At 56.8% G+C, this 14,792-nt stretch carries 15 protein-coding genes; 4 read left to right on the top strand and 11 right to left on the bottom strand.

Annotated features, from left to right (window positions below; all coding sequences use genetic code 11):
• Window positions 1–56: 56 nt before the first annotated feature.
• From ACPOL_RS01740 to ACPOL_RS01735, 3 genes are all read right to left on the bottom strand, one after another.
• A complete protein-coding gene (locus tag ACPOL_RS01740) occupies window positions 57–1,772 on the bottom strand; it encodes an NAD-dependent malic enzyme (protein WP_201759055.1) in 1,716 nt (571 codons plus the stop codon).
• Window positions 1,773–1,824: 52 nt separating this feature from the next.
• Window positions 1,825–1,971, bottom strand: a complete 147-nt coding sequence (locus tag ACPOL_RS33375) for a hypothetical protein (protein WP_161557135.1) — start codon at window positions 1,969–1,971, stop codon at window positions 1,825–1,827.
• 515 nt (window positions 1,972–2,486) lie between these two features.
• Window positions 2,487–4,103: a sensor domain-containing diguanylate cyclase gene (locus ACPOL_RS01735; RefSeq protein WP_161557134.1), complete on the bottom strand. Its 1,617-nt coding sequence runs from the start codon at window positions 4,101–4,103 to the stop codon at window positions 2,487–2,489.
• Between the two features lie 290 nt (window positions 4,104–4,393).
• Here ACPOL_RS01735 and ACPOL_RS01730 point away from each other — a divergent pair, with 290 nt between their 5' ends.
• Entirely contained in the window at window positions 4,394–4,663 is a 270-nt protein-coding gene (locus tag ACPOL_RS01730; RefSeq protein ID WP_114205527.1) for a DUF2277 domain-containing protein, read from the top strand.
• Window positions 4,664–4,682: 19 nt separating this feature from the next.
• On the opposite strand, the gene ACPOL_RS01725 is transcribed toward ACPOL_RS01730, so the two are convergent.
• Window positions 4,683–4,964, bottom strand: coding sequence for a GNAT family N-acetyltransferase (locus ACPOL_RS01725; RefSeq protein WP_114205526.1), 282 nt, complete (start codon window positions 4,962–4,964; stop codon window positions 4,683–4,685).
• A gap of 211 nt (window positions 4,965–5,175) precedes the next feature.
• A complete protein-coding gene (locus ACPOL_RS01720; protein ID WP_114205525.1) occupies window positions 5,176–7,011 on the bottom strand; it encodes a PHP domain-containing protein in 1,836 nt (611 codons plus the stop codon).
• A 241-nt stretch (window positions 7,012–7,252) separates the two neighbouring features.
• Between ACPOL_RS01720 and ACPOL_RS01715 the strand changes: the two genes are divergently transcribed.
• A complete protein-coding gene (locus tag ACPOL_RS01715; RefSeq protein ID WP_161557133.1) occupies window positions 7,253–8,590 on the top strand; it encodes an oligogalacturonate lyase family protein in 1,338 nt (445 codons plus the stop codon).
• A gap of 217 nt (window positions 8,591–8,807) precedes the next feature.
• On the opposite strand, the gene ACPOL_RS01710 is transcribed toward ACPOL_RS01715, so the two are convergent.
• From ACPOL_RS01710 to ACPOL_RS01690, 5 genes are all read right to left on the bottom strand, one after another.
• Window positions 8,808–9,134: a hypothetical protein gene (locus tag ACPOL_RS01710; protein WP_114205523.1), complete on the bottom strand. Its 327-nt coding sequence runs from the start codon at window positions 9,132–9,134 to the stop codon at window positions 8,808–8,810.
• Between the two features lie 131 nt (window positions 9,135–9,265).
• Window positions 9,266–9,592, bottom strand: a complete 327-nt coding sequence (locus ACPOL_RS01705; RefSeq protein WP_114205522.1) for a hypothetical protein — start codon at window positions 9,590–9,592, stop codon at window positions 9,266–9,268.
• Between the two features lie 232 nt (window positions 9,593–9,824).
• Window positions 9,825–10,328, bottom strand: a complete 504-nt coding sequence (locus ACPOL_RS01700) for a hypothetical protein (RefSeq protein WP_114205521.1) — start codon at window positions 10,326–10,328, stop codon at window positions 9,825–9,827.
• A gap of 142 nt (window positions 10,329–10,470) precedes the next feature.
• Window positions 10,471–12,096, bottom strand: coding sequence for a bacillithiol biosynthesis cysteine-adding enzyme BshC (bshC, locus tag ACPOL_RS01695; protein WP_114205520.1), 1,626 nt, complete (start codon window positions 12,094–12,096; stop codon window positions 10,471–10,473).
• A 159-nt stretch (window positions 12,097–12,255) separates the two neighbouring features.
• Entirely contained in the window at window positions 12,256–13,206 is a 951-nt protein-coding gene (locus ACPOL_RS01690) for a Rossmann-like and DUF2520 domain-containing protein (RefSeq protein ID WP_150132868.1), read from the bottom strand.
• Window positions 13,207–13,235: 29 nt separating this feature from the next.
• Here ACPOL_RS01690 and ACPOL_RS01685 point away from each other — a divergent pair, with 29 nt between their 5' ends.
• Entirely contained in the window at window positions 13,236–13,898 is a 663-nt protein-coding gene (locus tag ACPOL_RS01685) for an NUDIX hydrolase (protein ID WP_114205518.1), read from the top strand.
• 144 nt (window positions 13,899–14,042) lie between these two features.
• Window positions 14,043–14,261 carry a cold shock domain-containing protein gene (locus ACPOL_RS01680; RefSeq protein ID WP_114205517.1) on the top strand — a complete coding sequence of 73 codons (219 nt, stop codon included), beginning with the start codon at window positions 14,043–14,045 and terminating at the stop codon, window positions 14,259–14,261.
• Between the two features lie 141 nt (window positions 14,262–14,402).
• On the opposite strand, the gene ACPOL_RS01675 is transcribed toward ACPOL_RS01680, so the two are convergent.
• Window positions 14,403–14,735, bottom strand: coding sequence for a metal-sulfur cluster assembly factor (locus ACPOL_RS01675; RefSeq protein ID WP_114205516.1), 333 nt, complete (start codon window positions 14,733–14,735; stop codon window positions 14,403–14,405).
• Window positions 14,736–14,792 lie beyond the last annotated feature (57 nt).

Genomic DNA, 14,792 nt, shown 5'->3' with positions numbered 1-14,792 from the left:
TAGGCGCCATACCAGGTGAACAACCCTATTAGGACGGTTCGATCGTCGCTGATACCTTATGAGGCCGCACCTCGTTGAAGTTCGTACGGCACGTAGGCTGGCTCCCAGATATTTGCATCGAGTTCGCGCCTGAGGGCATCTTCGTCTGATATCTGCGCCTGCCCATCGAGAATCGCCTGCTTACCAACAGCCTGCGCGATCAAGCGTCCGAGAGCGCGGGCCTCGGAGATAGGCGGGAGAAGGCTGGCCAACTTATCCTTCTGTGTGGGTACATGTCGTATCAATTCCGTAGCGGCGGCCTTCACCATGGCATCGGTCACGCGCCTCGCTTTGGAAGCAACAATGCCGAGAGCCAGGCCGGGAAAGATATAGGAGTTATTGGTCTGTGCGATGGGAACCTTCTTTCCATCGACATCAACGGGATCGAAGGGACTGCCAGTGCCAACCAGGGCGCGGCCCTCTGTCCAGTTGATAAGATCTTGCGGAATAGCTTCGCTGCGCGAGGTCGGGTTCGATAGGGGGAAGATGACTGGGCGGGCAGTGTGCTTCGCCATCTCGCGAACGGCTTGTTCAGTGAAGGCTCCCGCTTGACCGGAGACGCCGATGAGGACGGTAGGCTTGGCGTTGCGGACCACATCGAGGAGCGTAATCTCGCCATTTTGTGAGCTCCAGCCCTGCACTTCCTGTTCTTTGCGCGCGTAGGGCATCTGCTCGGGGCGCACATCCTTGCCGTGTTCTGTAACCAGGCCGTATCGATCGATCGCATAGAAGCACTGACGAGCCTCGTCTGGAGAGACGCCTTCGTCCTCAATGAACTGGGCTAACAGGTTGGTGATGCCAAGACCAGCGGTCCCGAATCCGACGACCACGATTTTCTGCTGCTTGAGCGGAATGCCGGTAACGTTGATCGCCGAGATCAGCGTAGCCGCAGCTATCGCTGCGGTACCCTGGATGTCATCGTTGAAGGTACAGAGCTGGTCTCTATAGCGAGCCAGGAAGCGAGCGGCATTCGAGCCGGCAAAGTCCTCCCATTGCAGTAGAACGTGTGGCCAGCGCGCCTTCACGGCAGAGACAAAAGTATCGACAAAGTCGTCGTACTCCTGGCCACGGATCCGGTGGTGTTTCCAGCCAACATAGATCGGACTGCTTAATCTCTCCTCATTGTCCGTACCCACATCAAGCAAAATCGGAAGACAATGCTCTGGATGAATCCCACCGAGGGCGGTATAAAGTGCCATCTTTCCGATCGGAATGCCCATACCGCCCGCGCCCTGGTCGCCGAGGCCGAGGATTCTCTCTCCATCGCTGACCACGATGCATTTGATACCGTCGTACCGGGGATGGCTCAGGATCTGGGTAATCCGGTCTTTGTTTGGATAGCTTAGAAACAATCCTCGCGGCTTCCGCCATATTTCGCTGAAGCGCTGGCAGCCTTCACCAACTGTTGGGGTGTACACCAGGGGCAGCATCTTTTCGACGTTGCGAACTAGGAGGGCATAGAAAATCGTCTCGTTCGAATCCTGCAGGTCGCGGAGAAAGGCGTATTTATTAAACGGCGTCGATTGGTCGTTTAATCCCTGCATCCGGCGCTCCACTTGTTCATCCAGCGTTCCGACATGCGGAGGCAATAAGCCATGCAGATGAAATATGTCGCGCTCTCTATCGGTGAAGGCTGTTCCCTTGTTGAGACGTGGGGAATTGATCAGGTCAAATCCCGAAAGAGAAACCTGAAGGGTCGCTTCCTCAGAGGTGGCTTGCTGCTGAACGTTCATGTTCATTCCTCCTGTCCGGTTTAGATCGATATCGCATCAACATTTGTTGCTCTTACTTAGCAGAACCGGGATAGATCGCCCGCTCGACATGTTTCTGCTCCTTTGCGAAGAGGGCGTTGGGCGGGAACAGTGCGCCGGTTAAGGCTCCGGTTACGGTGAAGCGGCGACTTAACATGGCAACCGACCCAACTCTGTTCATTGTGAGTCTCCCATGAATCGTTTTCTGATGCTGCCGTTCAAGACTTAGAGGTCTCTTCCGCCGAAAGATCTCCCGAAGAAGATGATCTAAGGCAGAGATTTTCTTCACCTTTTAATCTGCTTGGGGAAAGGAGTGGCATGGCTGAGGGCAGGCAAAGAATTCCCAAATAACTGAGGAGGATAGGCAAAGTACATGCATGTCGGCGGCGGACGTTTCGTGTAGATGGAAGCCATCAAGGATCGATTGAGTGCAAGGGGGCAGTGAGGGAGTGGCCGGATTCGCGCCTTTAATAGCTCGGTCCCCCCAACTGGAGAGACATTGACACTGACGGTCGTGAATTGAGACTTGTCGGGATCCAAGCCAGCGCAGATCATCCGAGGGGAACGCTCCGGAGCTTCAGCAGAGGCCGACCTCCTGGACGCCGAATTGCGCACCGTCTAACAGCTTCAAACAGCCGAACGCCGTCGCGGCCAGGACACCAATAAGCCTCAGATAACCAAGACTGGGCGGCTGTTCTAGACGACGGTGGCCATAAGCGACTTGCTGGATTGGAAGACTTCATACTGGTTCTTGCCGCGATGTTTGGCGACATACATAGCGGAATCGGCTTTTGCAAGCAGTTCCTCAACATCGAGCGCCGAATCCGGGTACAGTGCGATGCCGAGGCTGCACGTTACCTGAAGTTCCACTCCCTCAAGCGCTACGGCGGGCTGGAACGATTCAATGATCCTTTCGGCGCGCGCGTTGATATCCGCCGGACGGTCGATTCCTGGCATGACGATCACAAATTCATCGCCGCCGATGCGGATCACCGAGTCGGACGCGCGTACCGAATTGCTGAGGCGGCCAGCCACAGCTAAGAGAACTCCATCCCCGGCGGCATGCCCAAGGCTGTCATTGATCCGCTTGAAATTATCAAGATCGATTAAAAGCACGGCCACCTTATTCGCACAGCGCTTAGCCCGCTCGATCGCCTGCGCAACTCGATCGTTCAAAAGGCTGCGGTTCACCAAGCCAGTCAGGGGATCGTGTTGAGCCTTATAGAAGACGCTCTGCTCCTTCAGCTTTCGCATAGTCACATCGGATGCCCAAATCGCAAGCCCATCCTTCAACTTCACCGCCTGGACGCGAATCCAGTTGCTGATGACTTCATTTTCCTTGATGGCAAACTCGTAAGTCAGCGGTACTCCAGTAATTACAACGCACTGGTAGAGCTCGAGAAGACCAGCAGCCCGGTGAAGGGGAAACATCTCGAACATCTTATTGCCCAACAGCTTTTCAGGGGGCTGATCGACTATCAGTTCGACGTTCTTGTTCAGGTAGGTGAGAAGGAAATCTTCGATCTCTCCGCGGGTGTTTCGCACCGCCGTGCAGATAAATAAGGCATCCGTGCTGGCTTCCGTCACTGCACGCAGCCGGTCGCGGTCTTCGCTCAATCGCTGGTAGAGCTCTCGGTCGAGGATCGTGGTCAGCAGAGCGCCCAGCAAGACGAAACCAGTGGTCAGAACAACCGCAGCGACGCCCAGGTTCGAGATGCGAATCGTGTGTTCCGTAGAGAAGGCCATCATCCCCCCGGATCGGAAGGTGACCGCGCTCATCGCCGTGTAATGCATCGCTGCAATCCCCAGGCCCATCAGCGTGGCTCCACCCAGCCGAAAAACCTCCCGGTGGTCATAGCGCTTGCGTACCGAGAACGCGATCCACAGCGACGTCCACGAGAATCCGACCGCAACCACAACCGAAAGCAGAACCAGCGGCGCATGGTACTGGTGCATTGCCGTGGACCGCATGGCATGCATGCCGGTGTAATGCATGGCACCGATGCCGGACCCCATCAGTACGCTTCCTATACCGATCTGCCACTTGCGAAGTTCTTCTCTGCTGACGACCATGAGAGCGATAACTGAGGCGGCAACTGCGAGAAGCAGGGAAAGCAACACGGTAGGGATGTGGTAAAAGACTTCTACCGGAAGGCGGACGGCCAACATGCCAAGGTAGTGCGTGGACCATATGCCGAGACCCATAGCCAGCGAACCGCTAGCCATCCACACCCAATGCGCCACTCCTTTGGAGTTGGCGAATCGTTGCGCAAAGCTGAAGGCGCCGTACGAAGCAGCGATTGATATCAGCACTGAAACGGGCGACCAGCCAGTGAATCGTTGTCGTTGCGATTGGTTGCATCGTTTGTACCCGTACAGCGAATTCATTCATCGCGAAACGTCACATGGCTGTGAACGTTGCCTGGCGATGGATGGCTTCGAGTCAGTCCTCTTTCTGCTATCGGCATTCGGGCCGGGGAGCTTGAATGCGGCGGCTCCCCGAAGTCGGGGCTCCTTGCACCGCCCCTTCACTTGCTCGCTTTGGAAATTTATGATGGCTTTCTCACGGGTGCTGTCGTTCCAACTAGATCGGAGGATCCCGGATGTGCAGGAATATCAAAATGCTTTTCAACTTCGATCCTCCAGTCACTGAGGAGGAGGTCCGCGCAGCTTCGTTGCAGTTTGTAAGGAAGATCAGCGGGTTCAACAAGCCGTCGAAGGCGAATGAACCAGCATTCTTATCTGCGGTCGAGGAGATCGCCCAGGCATCGAGCCGCTTGCTGCACCTACTCGAAACCAGCGCTCCCGCGAAGAGCCGGGAAGAAGAGGCAGCCAAGGCAAAGGCGCGCAACGCTACCCGGTTTGCCGGCTGAGCTTTTCTACCTGCATCGATTAGCGCTTGATACCAACCAGGCCGTTGAACTCCGGGTTCTTTTGGAGGTAGTTGGCGACCAGCGGGCAGATGACATCGACTTTGAGATTCTCGTCGCGGGCGTATTCAAGCGCGGTGCGGGCGAGGGTTGCGGCGATGCCTCGTCCGCGCAGGGGTGGTGGAACTTCGGTGTGCCAGAGGGTCATCCATCCCTGGTCGTCGCGATCGAACTCGAGCCACGCTACCTCTCCGTCTTCTTCAAACTCGAAACGGCTTTTAGTGACTTTGCTGGGGATGGTCATATCCACTTCCTCGGAGTATGGGAAAGATTCTACTGCTTGAGAAAAACGACGGATGAAGGTGTCCTATCCTTCGTGCTCCCCGATGAAGCGTGGTCTCATAAACTGGCGCGCTCTCGTTCTCGTTGTTGGCCGGTCCATTCCGATCCGGCTTGACAAGACTTCACGGAGGGTAAATCTTGGACTCAACTATCCGCCAATCGACAGAAGACCTTCATCTACGCTTTACGGTTTCGAGGAATTCATCCGCCGGCAGCGTATTCAGCACATCTTCCTTGGTCAGCCAGGCCCTCCGCAGCTGCCTAATTCCATAACGCATATTCTCCATCTCGCTGGTGTGGTGGGCGTCGGTATTGACGACGATCTTGCAGCCGGCTTCTTTAGCCATCTTCAGATCGCGATCGCATAGGTCGAGGCGGTTGGGGTTGGAGTTGTGTTCCATGGCGACTCCCGCTGCGGCCGCAGCTTGGAAGATCTGCGGCAGGTGGATCTGGTAGGCGTCGCGGCGGAGCAGCTTGCGGCCGGTGGGGTGTCCGAGAATTTTGAGGTAGGGGTTTTCGAGCGCGCGCAGCACCCGGGCAGTCATCTCCTCGATCGACTGGCTAAAGAGAGTGTGCACACTCGCGATGACAATGTCCATCTGAGCGAGGGTCTCGTCAGCGAGGTCGAGTTGGCCGTCGGCAAGTATATCGACTTCGATTCCTGCCAGGACCCGGATCGGCAATTGCCTTGGGGAGGTGGCCGTTCCACTCGAGCCAGGGCGGGGCTTGAGTGGACTACCCTCAGGCTCTCTTTTTTCCCTCTCGTAGAATTCCTCAGCCATGTCCCTCTCGACCTGGCGAATGGCGGCGATGTGGGTCAATGCCCGCTGGTCGTCGAGGCCGTTGGTCATGGCGAGATTTTTGGAGTGGTCGGTGATGGCGATGTACTCGTAGCCGCGCGCCAGCGCCGCTTCGGCCATCTCGCGAATGGTATTCGAGCCATCGGTGGCGACGGTGTGCATGTGGACGTCGCCGCGGATGTCGGCCTGAGTGATCAGTTGCGGGAGGCGGTGTTCGAGGGCGGCTTCGAGTTCGCCGTTATTCTCGCGGAGTTCGGGGGCGATCCAGTCCATGCCGAGCGCCGCGTAGATCTCCTCTTCAGTGGCGCCGGCAACAAAGGCGCCATCTTCAACCTTGGCCAGGGCGTACTCAGAGAGCGTGTAGCCGCGCTTCAAGGCCCGCTGGCGGACGGTCACGTTATGCATCTTGGACCCGGTGAAATATTGGAGCGCAGCCCCGTACGAGCCTTGCGGGAGCAGCCGTACATCGACCTGCAGGCCGGAGCGCAGACGGAAGCTGACCTTGTTCGCGCCCTTGGCAATCAGCGAGGCGATTGGAGGGTAGGCGGCCATGTAGTCGACCGCTGGCCCGACTTTGTCTTCCTCGCAAATGGGACCAGTCGCGAGCAGGTCCAGGTCGCCAACCGTATCGCGGCCGCGCCGCAACGATCCCGCAGGCGTGACCCGGTCGATGCCGGGAAACTCAAGCAGGTAGGCGGTTATTTTTTCAGCGGCAATCTCGGCATCGTCAAGATGGAAGCGGCCGGAGTTCTTGCGGTATTCGGCGATGCCTTTCTTCAGCTTTTCGGCCGCCTTGGCGCCGAAGCGGGGAAGTTCCTCGAGCTTGCCCGCCGCAATGGCGGCTTCGAGCTGGTCGATGTCGGCAACCTGGAGGACCTCCCAGAAGAGCGCCACGGATTTCGGCCCCATGCCAGGAAGCTTGAGGAGTTCGAGCATCGAGGGTTTGTACTTGACCAGCAACTCCTCGCGAAGCGGCAGGGTCCCGGCCTTCTCGATCTCCAGAATGTTCGCTGCCATGCCCTTGCCAATGCCGGCGATCGTAAGCAGTTTTTTGGGGTCTTCAACAGCCAGTTGACTGAGGGGGATAGTGGAGGACTCAACCGCTTCCGCGGCGCGGCGATAAGAGCGGATGCGGAATGGGTCGCCGGCAGCGATTTCGAGCAGGTCGGCGGTTTCGGCGAGAAGATTGGCAATCTGACGGTTATCCATAGAGAAAGAGCAGCCGGCAAGAGAAGGATGCTCTCGCGATTATCTCCAACAAACGACACTGTGTGATAGTGGGAAACAGGCGGCGGCGAGTGGGTATCGGCTTTGAGAATTGTTCGACTTTTCGCAGAAGCAGGCGACAGCGGGGTAGGCAGATGAATCCCAATATGGAATAGCTGCGACTATCAGAACGTAATGGGGTTATTCGCAATAGTAAGAAAGGAATAGCATGGAGAAGTCATCTATGAATCAGTTTGTTTCGTCAGCATGTAAGTTTTCGCGGTCTCTGGTTTCCACTCGCTCGCGCCGAACCGCAGTCCGATTTGTCACTTTTATGCTGGTATTGCCGGTAGTAAGCGGATGTTTGTCACCAGGACGAGCGGCAGCGACCCCAGCCGCGGGTGCGCAAGCTCCCCCGAGCTCCTCCGCCGATTCGTATGTCGATCCAATGACCGGCCACAAGGTAGTGCGTCTCTCCCGGGAACCGGGACGGGGTTCGTACAGCATTTATTTCCATCAGAACGTATTCACAGGAACCGGAGACAAAGTGGTTTGGACCCATATCAATGCGGGTCCTGGTCAGAGCCTTTGGTCGACCGACATCAGCGGTGGGCAGCCGTTCGGGAGCGGTAAAAGCACTCATCTTGCCGACACCATCCGTCTCCTCGGTTTCCCGGTAGTGGGCAAACAGAGCAGAGATGTCTATTACATCAATGATCACAGCATTCTAGCCACCAATCTGGACACGTTGAAGACTCGGACGATCGCGACCACGCCTGCAGACTGGGACATGTCGGTCTCGGGCACCCAGGGGTTGAGCATCAACGCGGATGAGACTTTGCTGGCGGGCGCGGTGACTACGGGTGCCGACAAGATCGGCCAGGCGCCCGCAGGGGCGAGCAGCGCGCAGGCTGCTGCGGCGCGGCAAAACAAGATTCAAGCGACCTTTCAGGCTCATCTTCCCAGCTTCCTGTATACCGTGGACCTTCGTTCCGGCAAGATCAACGTCATCCTGCGCGGTACGGATTGGTATGACCATGTGCAGTTTTCACCGACAGATCCGAATTTAATGTTGTTCGATTATGAAGGGCCGTGGGACAAGACGGACCGGCTGCACCTGATCCACGCAGACGGCAGTGGCCTGGTCAGCTTCCGTCCTAAACAGACGCCTACAGATGCGGTCGGCCATGAATTCTGGGGTCCGGACGGGCAAACGATTTGGTTCGACCTCTCCCAGAACAATGGCAAAGGCCGTTTCTTGACGGGCCGTAGCGTACAGGGCGGCGCGGAGAAACAGTATGCAATTGAGCAGCCGGAGTTTTCCCGGCACTACAACATCTCGCATAGTGGCAAAATCTTCGTTGGCGATGGAGACACCGGCGGCTCGCATAATCCGATGATCCAGCTACTCCTGCCACAGCCGAATGGGACGCTGCAGCAGGTGCCACTGGCAAGCGTGGCGCAGAATGATTACAGCAAGCGCGAGCCGAATGTGATCTTCACCCCCGACGATCAATGGGTGATCTATTCCTCCACCCAGAGCGGGCAAAGCGAGGTCTACGCAGTCAGCGTGAACAAGTAGCTGTCCTAAACACGACTGCCTCCCAAGGTTCCTCAAGGAACCTTGGGAGGCAGTGTTCTATTCGGATATCTGGAAGTTCTGCGCCTTTTAGATCGAAGAAGGCAGAGCGGTCTTCGTCGAAGGACGATTAGCGCGGACAGTCTCTCATAAACTGGACCGTTGTCCGCTACCAGGACGGCAATCAGGATGAACGTCTGCACCACGTCTCGTTCTACTTTCAACCTCTGCGTAATACATCCTTTAAGGTCTGCCCCTGATCGGCCACCTGCTCGATGATGCCTTCCAAACGTCCGAGCAGTCGCTGTCCAGCCTTGACATAGTCTGGCACATCGCTCCAAAATTTTCGCACCCCTTCTGGATCTTCCAGCAACGCGACGGCCGCACCTGCCGCGACCACTGCCAGGGCAGCTTTGCGCCTTCCCGTTAAGAGAAGGACGGCGCTGGTCAATAGAGTTCCGGCGGCCAAGGATCGCGTCCAAGGCACAGAACTCAGGTTAGAGGGAAGGCTGCTTTCAATTTGCTTTGTCACGTTCGATAGGCTCATAGGTTTTTCTTTCAAGTTAGGAGATGCATAGCGCAAACAATATGGTGCCCTCGTCTCCCGTTTTTGGAGGTGGTCGCTCCTTTTTTGAGCATTTCACACCTTCCCGCGAGTTGAAGGGGGCGCCAATCGTATTAATCCAGATCAAATTCCCGAAGCGGCTTGCCCGTTCCTGGGGTCTCCTTGGCCTTGCGTAAGGCTTCCGCGAAACGCTTCTCCAGCAGATCCGTCTTATTCTTCTCTGCATCGACGGCTTGCCGGAAGATGCTTTCTTTGCGCTCATCCTGCTCCCGCATCCCTCGAGCAGCGGATTCCAGATCCTCAAAAGTGCGTTTGCGAGGAGCCGGAGTGTGAGCAATGATGGACCGGGTTGAAGCATCCACCTTCAACATCGCGCCACAGTCCGGGCAAACGAGTTCGAAGATCTGATTGTCGTTTTTGTTCTTTGCCGAAGTCGCCATAACACCTTCCGAAAGCCGATTTTAGAGCATTGCCGCGATACTGGATAGACAAAGGAATCGGACGCGGTAGCTGCTCAGAGCCCTACGGTCAACGACCTTTTGCGCAAGCGCGCAGGTATGGCCAGGGTTTCAAGTTGGCGATGGGTCGTCAGATGCAAGTCGCCTGGAGGAATTCAGGCTCAGCATGAAGCCCCTCCCGCGTTCAGTGCCTGGCAATCTGAGATGACGACGGTTAGATCGGTTTCGGGCTTGTATTGTGAGCTTCGGTCACGTTGTCGGGAGTGTCGGAGAACGTCTTTCCTGGCGCGTAGGCAAACTTCTGATATTTGGTGCCCACTTTGCGAATGACATCATGCCAGCCATCGTCCCAGCTGACTCGTGCCTCCCCATCGACGTAGGTCCAGGTACCATGATGGGAGCCAATCGACTTCTTGGCCTCGCCATCGTCTTCCAACTCGATGCTAAAGTCAGAGCCATTACCTTGTCCGGCAATCCATTTCCCCAGGAAATGCCCTCTGCCCGGAACCAGCAGAGCTGGGATCGCGATCGGGGTGGTGACGCCCGCGGCATTCTTGAATTCCATCGCGGAAATAGCGGAAGCGGGAATTTTCTGTTGGTGTCCATCCCGGAAGACGATGACTACCGTGCCGCTGTCATCAGCAGCTACCGGAGCGGCAGTGGCGTCGACGGCCAAGATCAACGTGACGAATAGAACACCAACAGTGGTCTTACCCATGACTTGCTCCTCGGGATTACAGCCAACAAGACGAAGGGGAAATGCTCGCAGAACGTGCAAGCTCCATCGAGCGGTTTGATGGCCTCTGCGGGTTTATACGCAGGGCAAGCAGGATTGTTCCGAGAGAATTTCGTACGAGGCGCTAGAGAAATATAGCTTTATGTCCCGGACATTCCTGCGCCGCATGTTCAACCAGCAGGGAAGGCAGTGCCTCGCCATAGCGCGAAAGAAACCAGGCTGCTCCGATAAGCCGCTCCTGGAGGTGATGATCGGGAAAGAGGGCTAGAGCTACCGAATCGGCATGGCGGCGCAGGCTTGCTTCGCGCTGCAATTGATAGTTCGCGCTCAGTCGACGCAGCCGGTTCATCTGGTAGCGCATTTTCGAGGCCGCTACCAGGGCAGATCGTCCCAGGCCTTCATCGAGCGATCCCATGTAAGCGGTAAGTTCATCCAGTTCGGCCTCAAGAGACTTTCCGGTTGCCGACAGTTTGCGCTTGCTTTCGATTGGCATCGCCCGCGCACCCAGCCGGACCGCCAACTCCTCGGGGCGCAGGGAGATCACATCCGTTAAGGCCAGTTCGTGCCGATGCAACAATTCCGCGGCGGACGGCTCGATTAGGGTCGCGCTCAGCCTTGGTAATACCGGCGTCGTCCGTCCCAGCATTCGTTCATAGAGCACCTGTGACTGGGCGAAATAGGCTATCTCGGCTGGTCCGCCGATATATGCCGAGGTAGGCAGAATGGCGTCCTGAAAGACCGGCCGCAGCAACGCATTGGGGCTTAGCCTCTCCGGCTCTTTCTCTAGGATCTCGAGCAACGCTGACTCAGAATAGTTCTTTCTGCCTGCAGCAAACTCGCCACTTCCGGAGCGTCCACCCACCCGCTTGAGCGGCAGGCGCGCCCCGGTTTCGGCATCGATCAAGAACAGCAGCCCGGACTGCGGCGTTACCAGCACCTGGGAGTGGTATCCGTGCTCCACCAGGAGCTTGTCCCGCTCGATCAGCGCGTTGTGCAGGACTTCCGCTGAAGTAATCGCCTGGCGCAGGACCTCTGCTCCCAAGGCATGACATTCGCGGCTCGACGCATCAAGAACGATCAATCCTTCGGCCTCGAAGACCCGCGAAAGCAGCCGCCCAAAGGCGCGGCTAAACCGTTCTCCTGGCTGATAGAACTCCTCGAGAGCCTCCATCACCGGACCGGGCTCGAGTAATCCGGCAGCTTCGCTCACCACCCTCTGGATGGCGTCACCCAAGGCCAATCCTCCGACCGGGGAGACGACGGCTCCCTCCGGCATTCGGAGCTTCAGCGTATGGAGTTCATGCCGGGACGGAAAGGTCACGTGATCGGCTTCGGCCAGATCATGGTCTTCGCTGGCCAGCCAGAATATCGGAACATGCGGATGACCGGCGGCGCTGGCGTCATGTGCCTTCCGGATTGCGGTTGCTGCCTTAAATAGCGTATACAGTGGACCGCCTAACAGCGTCACCTGCTGTCCAGTCACAACTGCGTTGGCGCCTCGCCGCAGCGCCTCGATGTTGTCCGAAGCTTTCCTCCCGGCGCCAAATTCACGACTCTGCTCCTCAAGGACATCGGCTATCCTTTGCCGCGACGTCTCGGGAAGAAGGGAGCGATGGAGCATCCAGCCGTTCGAGTAAGGGCTGGATGGAAAGAACGGCAGCAACGGTTCACGATGCTCGGCATAATCCAAAAAGAGCTTGCTGGAGTGCGGAAGGATCGATATCGGGTAACACTCCGTATGTTGCGTCATTGCCTCTCGCTTCCAAGCTGGATCCCTTAACCCTGGCCTATCTTTGCCAAAGTTAGAGGTGGGACAAGTCAAATCAACTCAAGATTAAGTTAGGCAGTTCGGGAGGAAAAGCCCGCGCTCCTCTAACGGGATGAATGCTAAATCCGTTCTCTCGCTTCTTCATTTTCCGGGCCGCCGTTTCATCCGCGCGGCCGGAATATTCAATTGCATTGCCTTTTCCAAATCGGACCGATTCTTGACCGGAAGGGTCGCGATCGCATTCTGGGCCAAGGCCTGGTAGAGCGTGTACAGGTTGGGATGCGCCAGCAATCCCCGAAGATGCAGTTTCACGGTGCCAACGTCGCCCCGGGCAAAGGCTCCGCTGAAGCTCGCCGTCCTGCCCCGCTCGAAGTAATTCCTTAAGGTCGCCATAGCCAGCGTCTGGACGACCGCCTCGGCGTCCGCTTTCGTGAGCCCAGCCATTCCGGCCATTGAGACTGCGCCATCGATGGCGCTGACAAGTAAAGGGGAAGCCATCGTGGCTGCTGCGTGGTAGAGCGCCTTTTTACTGGAATGAACGTGGATCGGCCTGCCGCCGAGTCTTCGCACCAGCGCCGCCAGCTTTCTCGAGAGCGGCGGCGAGGATTCCACGGCAAAAAGGACATTCTCAAGCCCAACCGGCTCTCGCGTCGGAAAGCTGAAAATCGGCGCAATAGCGGCCACTGCCGCTCCGCGCTGTTTTACCACGGTCAGTTCCTTCACCGTCAGCGCTCCGCTCGAGTGCAGAACGGTCTGCCGTCGCAGATCTGCCCTGCGCTCCGCAATCTGTTGTGCAACTCCAGCAATTTCTCTATCTGGAACGCAGATCCACAGGACCTCAGCATCGAGTTGAGCCTCTTCCCAGTCCACCGCATTCGGGCTGCCCCAGGGCGGCGGACGATCGCTCTTGGCGCGATTGACCACTTCAGCGAGCCTTAATCCAGACTTCACGATCGCCAGCGCGAGAGAAGTTCCCCAATTTCCTGCGCCAATTACCGATATTCCTCGGCGAAGGGGGAAACGTGCTGCTTTTTTCCCTGAAGAGGCTGCGCTCATATACCGGATGGTACCGTTGAATTTGGCTATCAGCACGGAAGTGCAGCATCGGAGAGACAAACGACATGGCAAAGGAAAAATCCAATAAGAAAGAAAAGAAGGACGCGAAGCAACGGAAGGAGAAATCCGTTTCCGCTACGGCCGCGGCGAAGTCCAGATCCAAACAGCCCGAAACCGCCGAGGTGCTCTCGTCGAAGCTTCAATATCAGGGGCCGCTCTTCAGCGTCTTCAGTGATCATATCGTCGAACCGAATGGCGTCGAGTGCACCCGTGATGTCGTCCGGCACGGTGGATCCGTGGTCATCCTGGCGGTCGATGATTCTCAAAGCAAACGCGATCCGATGATTGTCATGGAGCGGCAGTATCGGCACGCCGCCGGTCAGTACATCTGGGAGCTTCCGGCTGGCAAGATCGATGGCGACGAGAGTCGGTTGGCAGCAGCGAAGCGCGAGCTGATCGAGGAAACCGGCTACCGGGCGAAGAAATGGTCGCCGCTCGTTCGCTATTTCGCTAGCCCGGGATTTCTCGGAGAGTGGATGCAGATCTTTCTCGCTGAGGGCTTGACACTTGGCGATGCGAGGCCGGAAGAGGATGAGCGCATCGACCTGTATCTGATCTCGCTTTCCGAAGTTCTTCGCTTAATCGATGCTGGAGCCATTCTGGATGGCAAGACGTTGATTGGGGTTCAGTTCTACGCGCGGAACCGGAAGCAGAAGACAAAGTCTTGAGAGAGTGGAATGGAAGCGTGTTGCCACTATCACGGCTTCCTCAGTTTCATGGAAAACCAATCTTCCCTGGAGTGCGTCTCTTGAAGAAGGCGGAATTGGGGTGACACTCAAGTTTCGATCTGGCTCTTGAGGAAGGTACGGCTCGTGGCTGCTTACAAAGGCAAAGTGAAGTGGTTCAACAACGCAAAAGGGTATGGGTTCATCGGCCGTGAAGACGGTCCTGACGTCTTCGTGCACTATTCGGCAATTCAATTGGACGGTTACAAGAGCCTCAAAGAGGGCGACGACGTCGAGTTCGACATCGTTCAAGGGCAGAAAGGCCCCCAAGCTGATTCGGTTCTACGTCTGGGAACCGCGGCTTGATCGCATCCCGATGGGCAAACCATCGCTCTCTGCCGATGGTCAGCAATGGTTTGCCTCGTACCTCCCGGCCGGCTCCTCCAGAACTGCGCTCGTAATCCCGCGTACATAAGTCCAAAGTTCTTCTGTAGAAGGGGTCACAGCCTAAGCGATACCTAACTTTTGCTGCGCTTCAAGGCTGATCCTAGCGGGACTCCATTTCGGTTCCCATACCAGGTTGACTTCGGTCGTACTCACCTCTTGAAGACCAGCAAGGCGATTGCGGATCTGCTCCGTGATCTGGGCGTGAGATGGACACCCTGGGGTCGTCAAGGTGAGATCGATGATCACCTTTTGTTTTGGTACTAACCCGGGGGCATCCGGGTCCGCCGCTAAATCAACTTTATAGACAAGCCCGAGATCGACGATGTTGACCGGCAGTTCGGGATCGTAAACATCCCGCAATGCATCACGGATTTCTGCTTCGGTCAATGGCATTTCAACTCCACGCTTGTTCCTTCTGCACCAAATGAACTGCCTGATCTCCAGGCCGAA

The sequence above is a fragment of the Acidisarcina polymorpha genome (assembly GCF_003330725.1).
In the GTDB taxonomy this organism is placed as follows: domain Bacteria; phylum Acidobacteriota; class Terriglobia; order Terriglobales; family Acidobacteriaceae; genus Acidisarcina; species Acidisarcina polymorpha.
The sequence above is the reverse complement of the archived record's forward strand: the minus strand, read 5'-3'. Positions and strand labels throughout refer to the sequence as shown.

What these genes read in the sequence shown, in the direction of transcription:
- ACPOL_RS01740 (WP_201759055.1), bottom strand. Translation starts at nt 1,772, where the DNA reads ATGAACGTTCAGCAGCAAGCCACCTCTGAGGAAGCGACCCTTCAGGTT.
- bshC (WP_114205520.1), bottom strand. Translation starts at nt 12,096, where the DNA reads ATGACGCAACATACGGAGTGTTACCCGATATCGATCCTTCCGCACTCC.
- ACPOL_RS01720 (WP_114205525.1), bottom strand. Translation starts at nt 7,011, where the DNA reads ATGGATAACCGTCAGATTGCCAATCTTCTCGCCGAAACCGCCGACCTG.
- ACPOL_RS01730 (WP_114205527.1), top strand. Translation starts at nt 4,394, where the DNA reads ATGTGCAGGAATATCAAAATGCTTTTCAACTTCGATCCTCCAGTCACT.
- ACPOL_RS01705 (WP_114205522.1), bottom strand. Translation starts at nt 9,592, where the DNA reads ATGGCGACTTCGGCAAAGAACAAAAACGACAATCAGATCTTCGAACTC.
- ACPOL_RS01685 (WP_114205518.1), top strand. Translation starts at nt 13,236, where the DNA reads ATGGCAAAGGAAAAATCCAATAAGAAAGAAAAGAAGGACGCGAAGCAA.
- ACPOL_RS33375 (WP_161557135.1), bottom strand. Translation starts at nt 1,971, where the DNA reads ATGAACAGAGTTGGGTCGGTTGCCATGTTAAGTCGCCGCTTCACCGTA.
- ACPOL_RS01675 (WP_114205516.1), bottom strand. Translation starts at nt 14,735, where the DNA reads ATGCCATTGACCGAAGCAGAAATCCGTGATGCATTGCGGGATGTTTAC.
- ACPOL_RS01725 (WP_114205526.1), bottom strand. Translation starts at nt 4,964, where the DNA reads ATGACCATCCCCAGCAAAGTCACTAAAAGCCGTTTCGAGTTTGAAGAA.
- ACPOL_RS01710 (WP_114205523.1), bottom strand. Translation starts at nt 9,134, where the DNA reads ATGAGCCTATCGAACGTGACAAAGCAAATTGAAAGCAGCCTTCCCTCT.
- ACPOL_RS01700 (WP_114205521.1), bottom strand. Translation starts at nt 10,328, where the DNA reads ATGGGTAAGACCACTGTTGGTGTTCTATTCGTCACGTTGATCTTGGCC.
- ACPOL_RS01715 (WP_161557133.1), top strand. Translation starts at nt 7,253, where the DNA reads ATGAATCAGTTTGTTTCGTCAGCATGTAAGTTTTCGCGGTCTCTGGTT.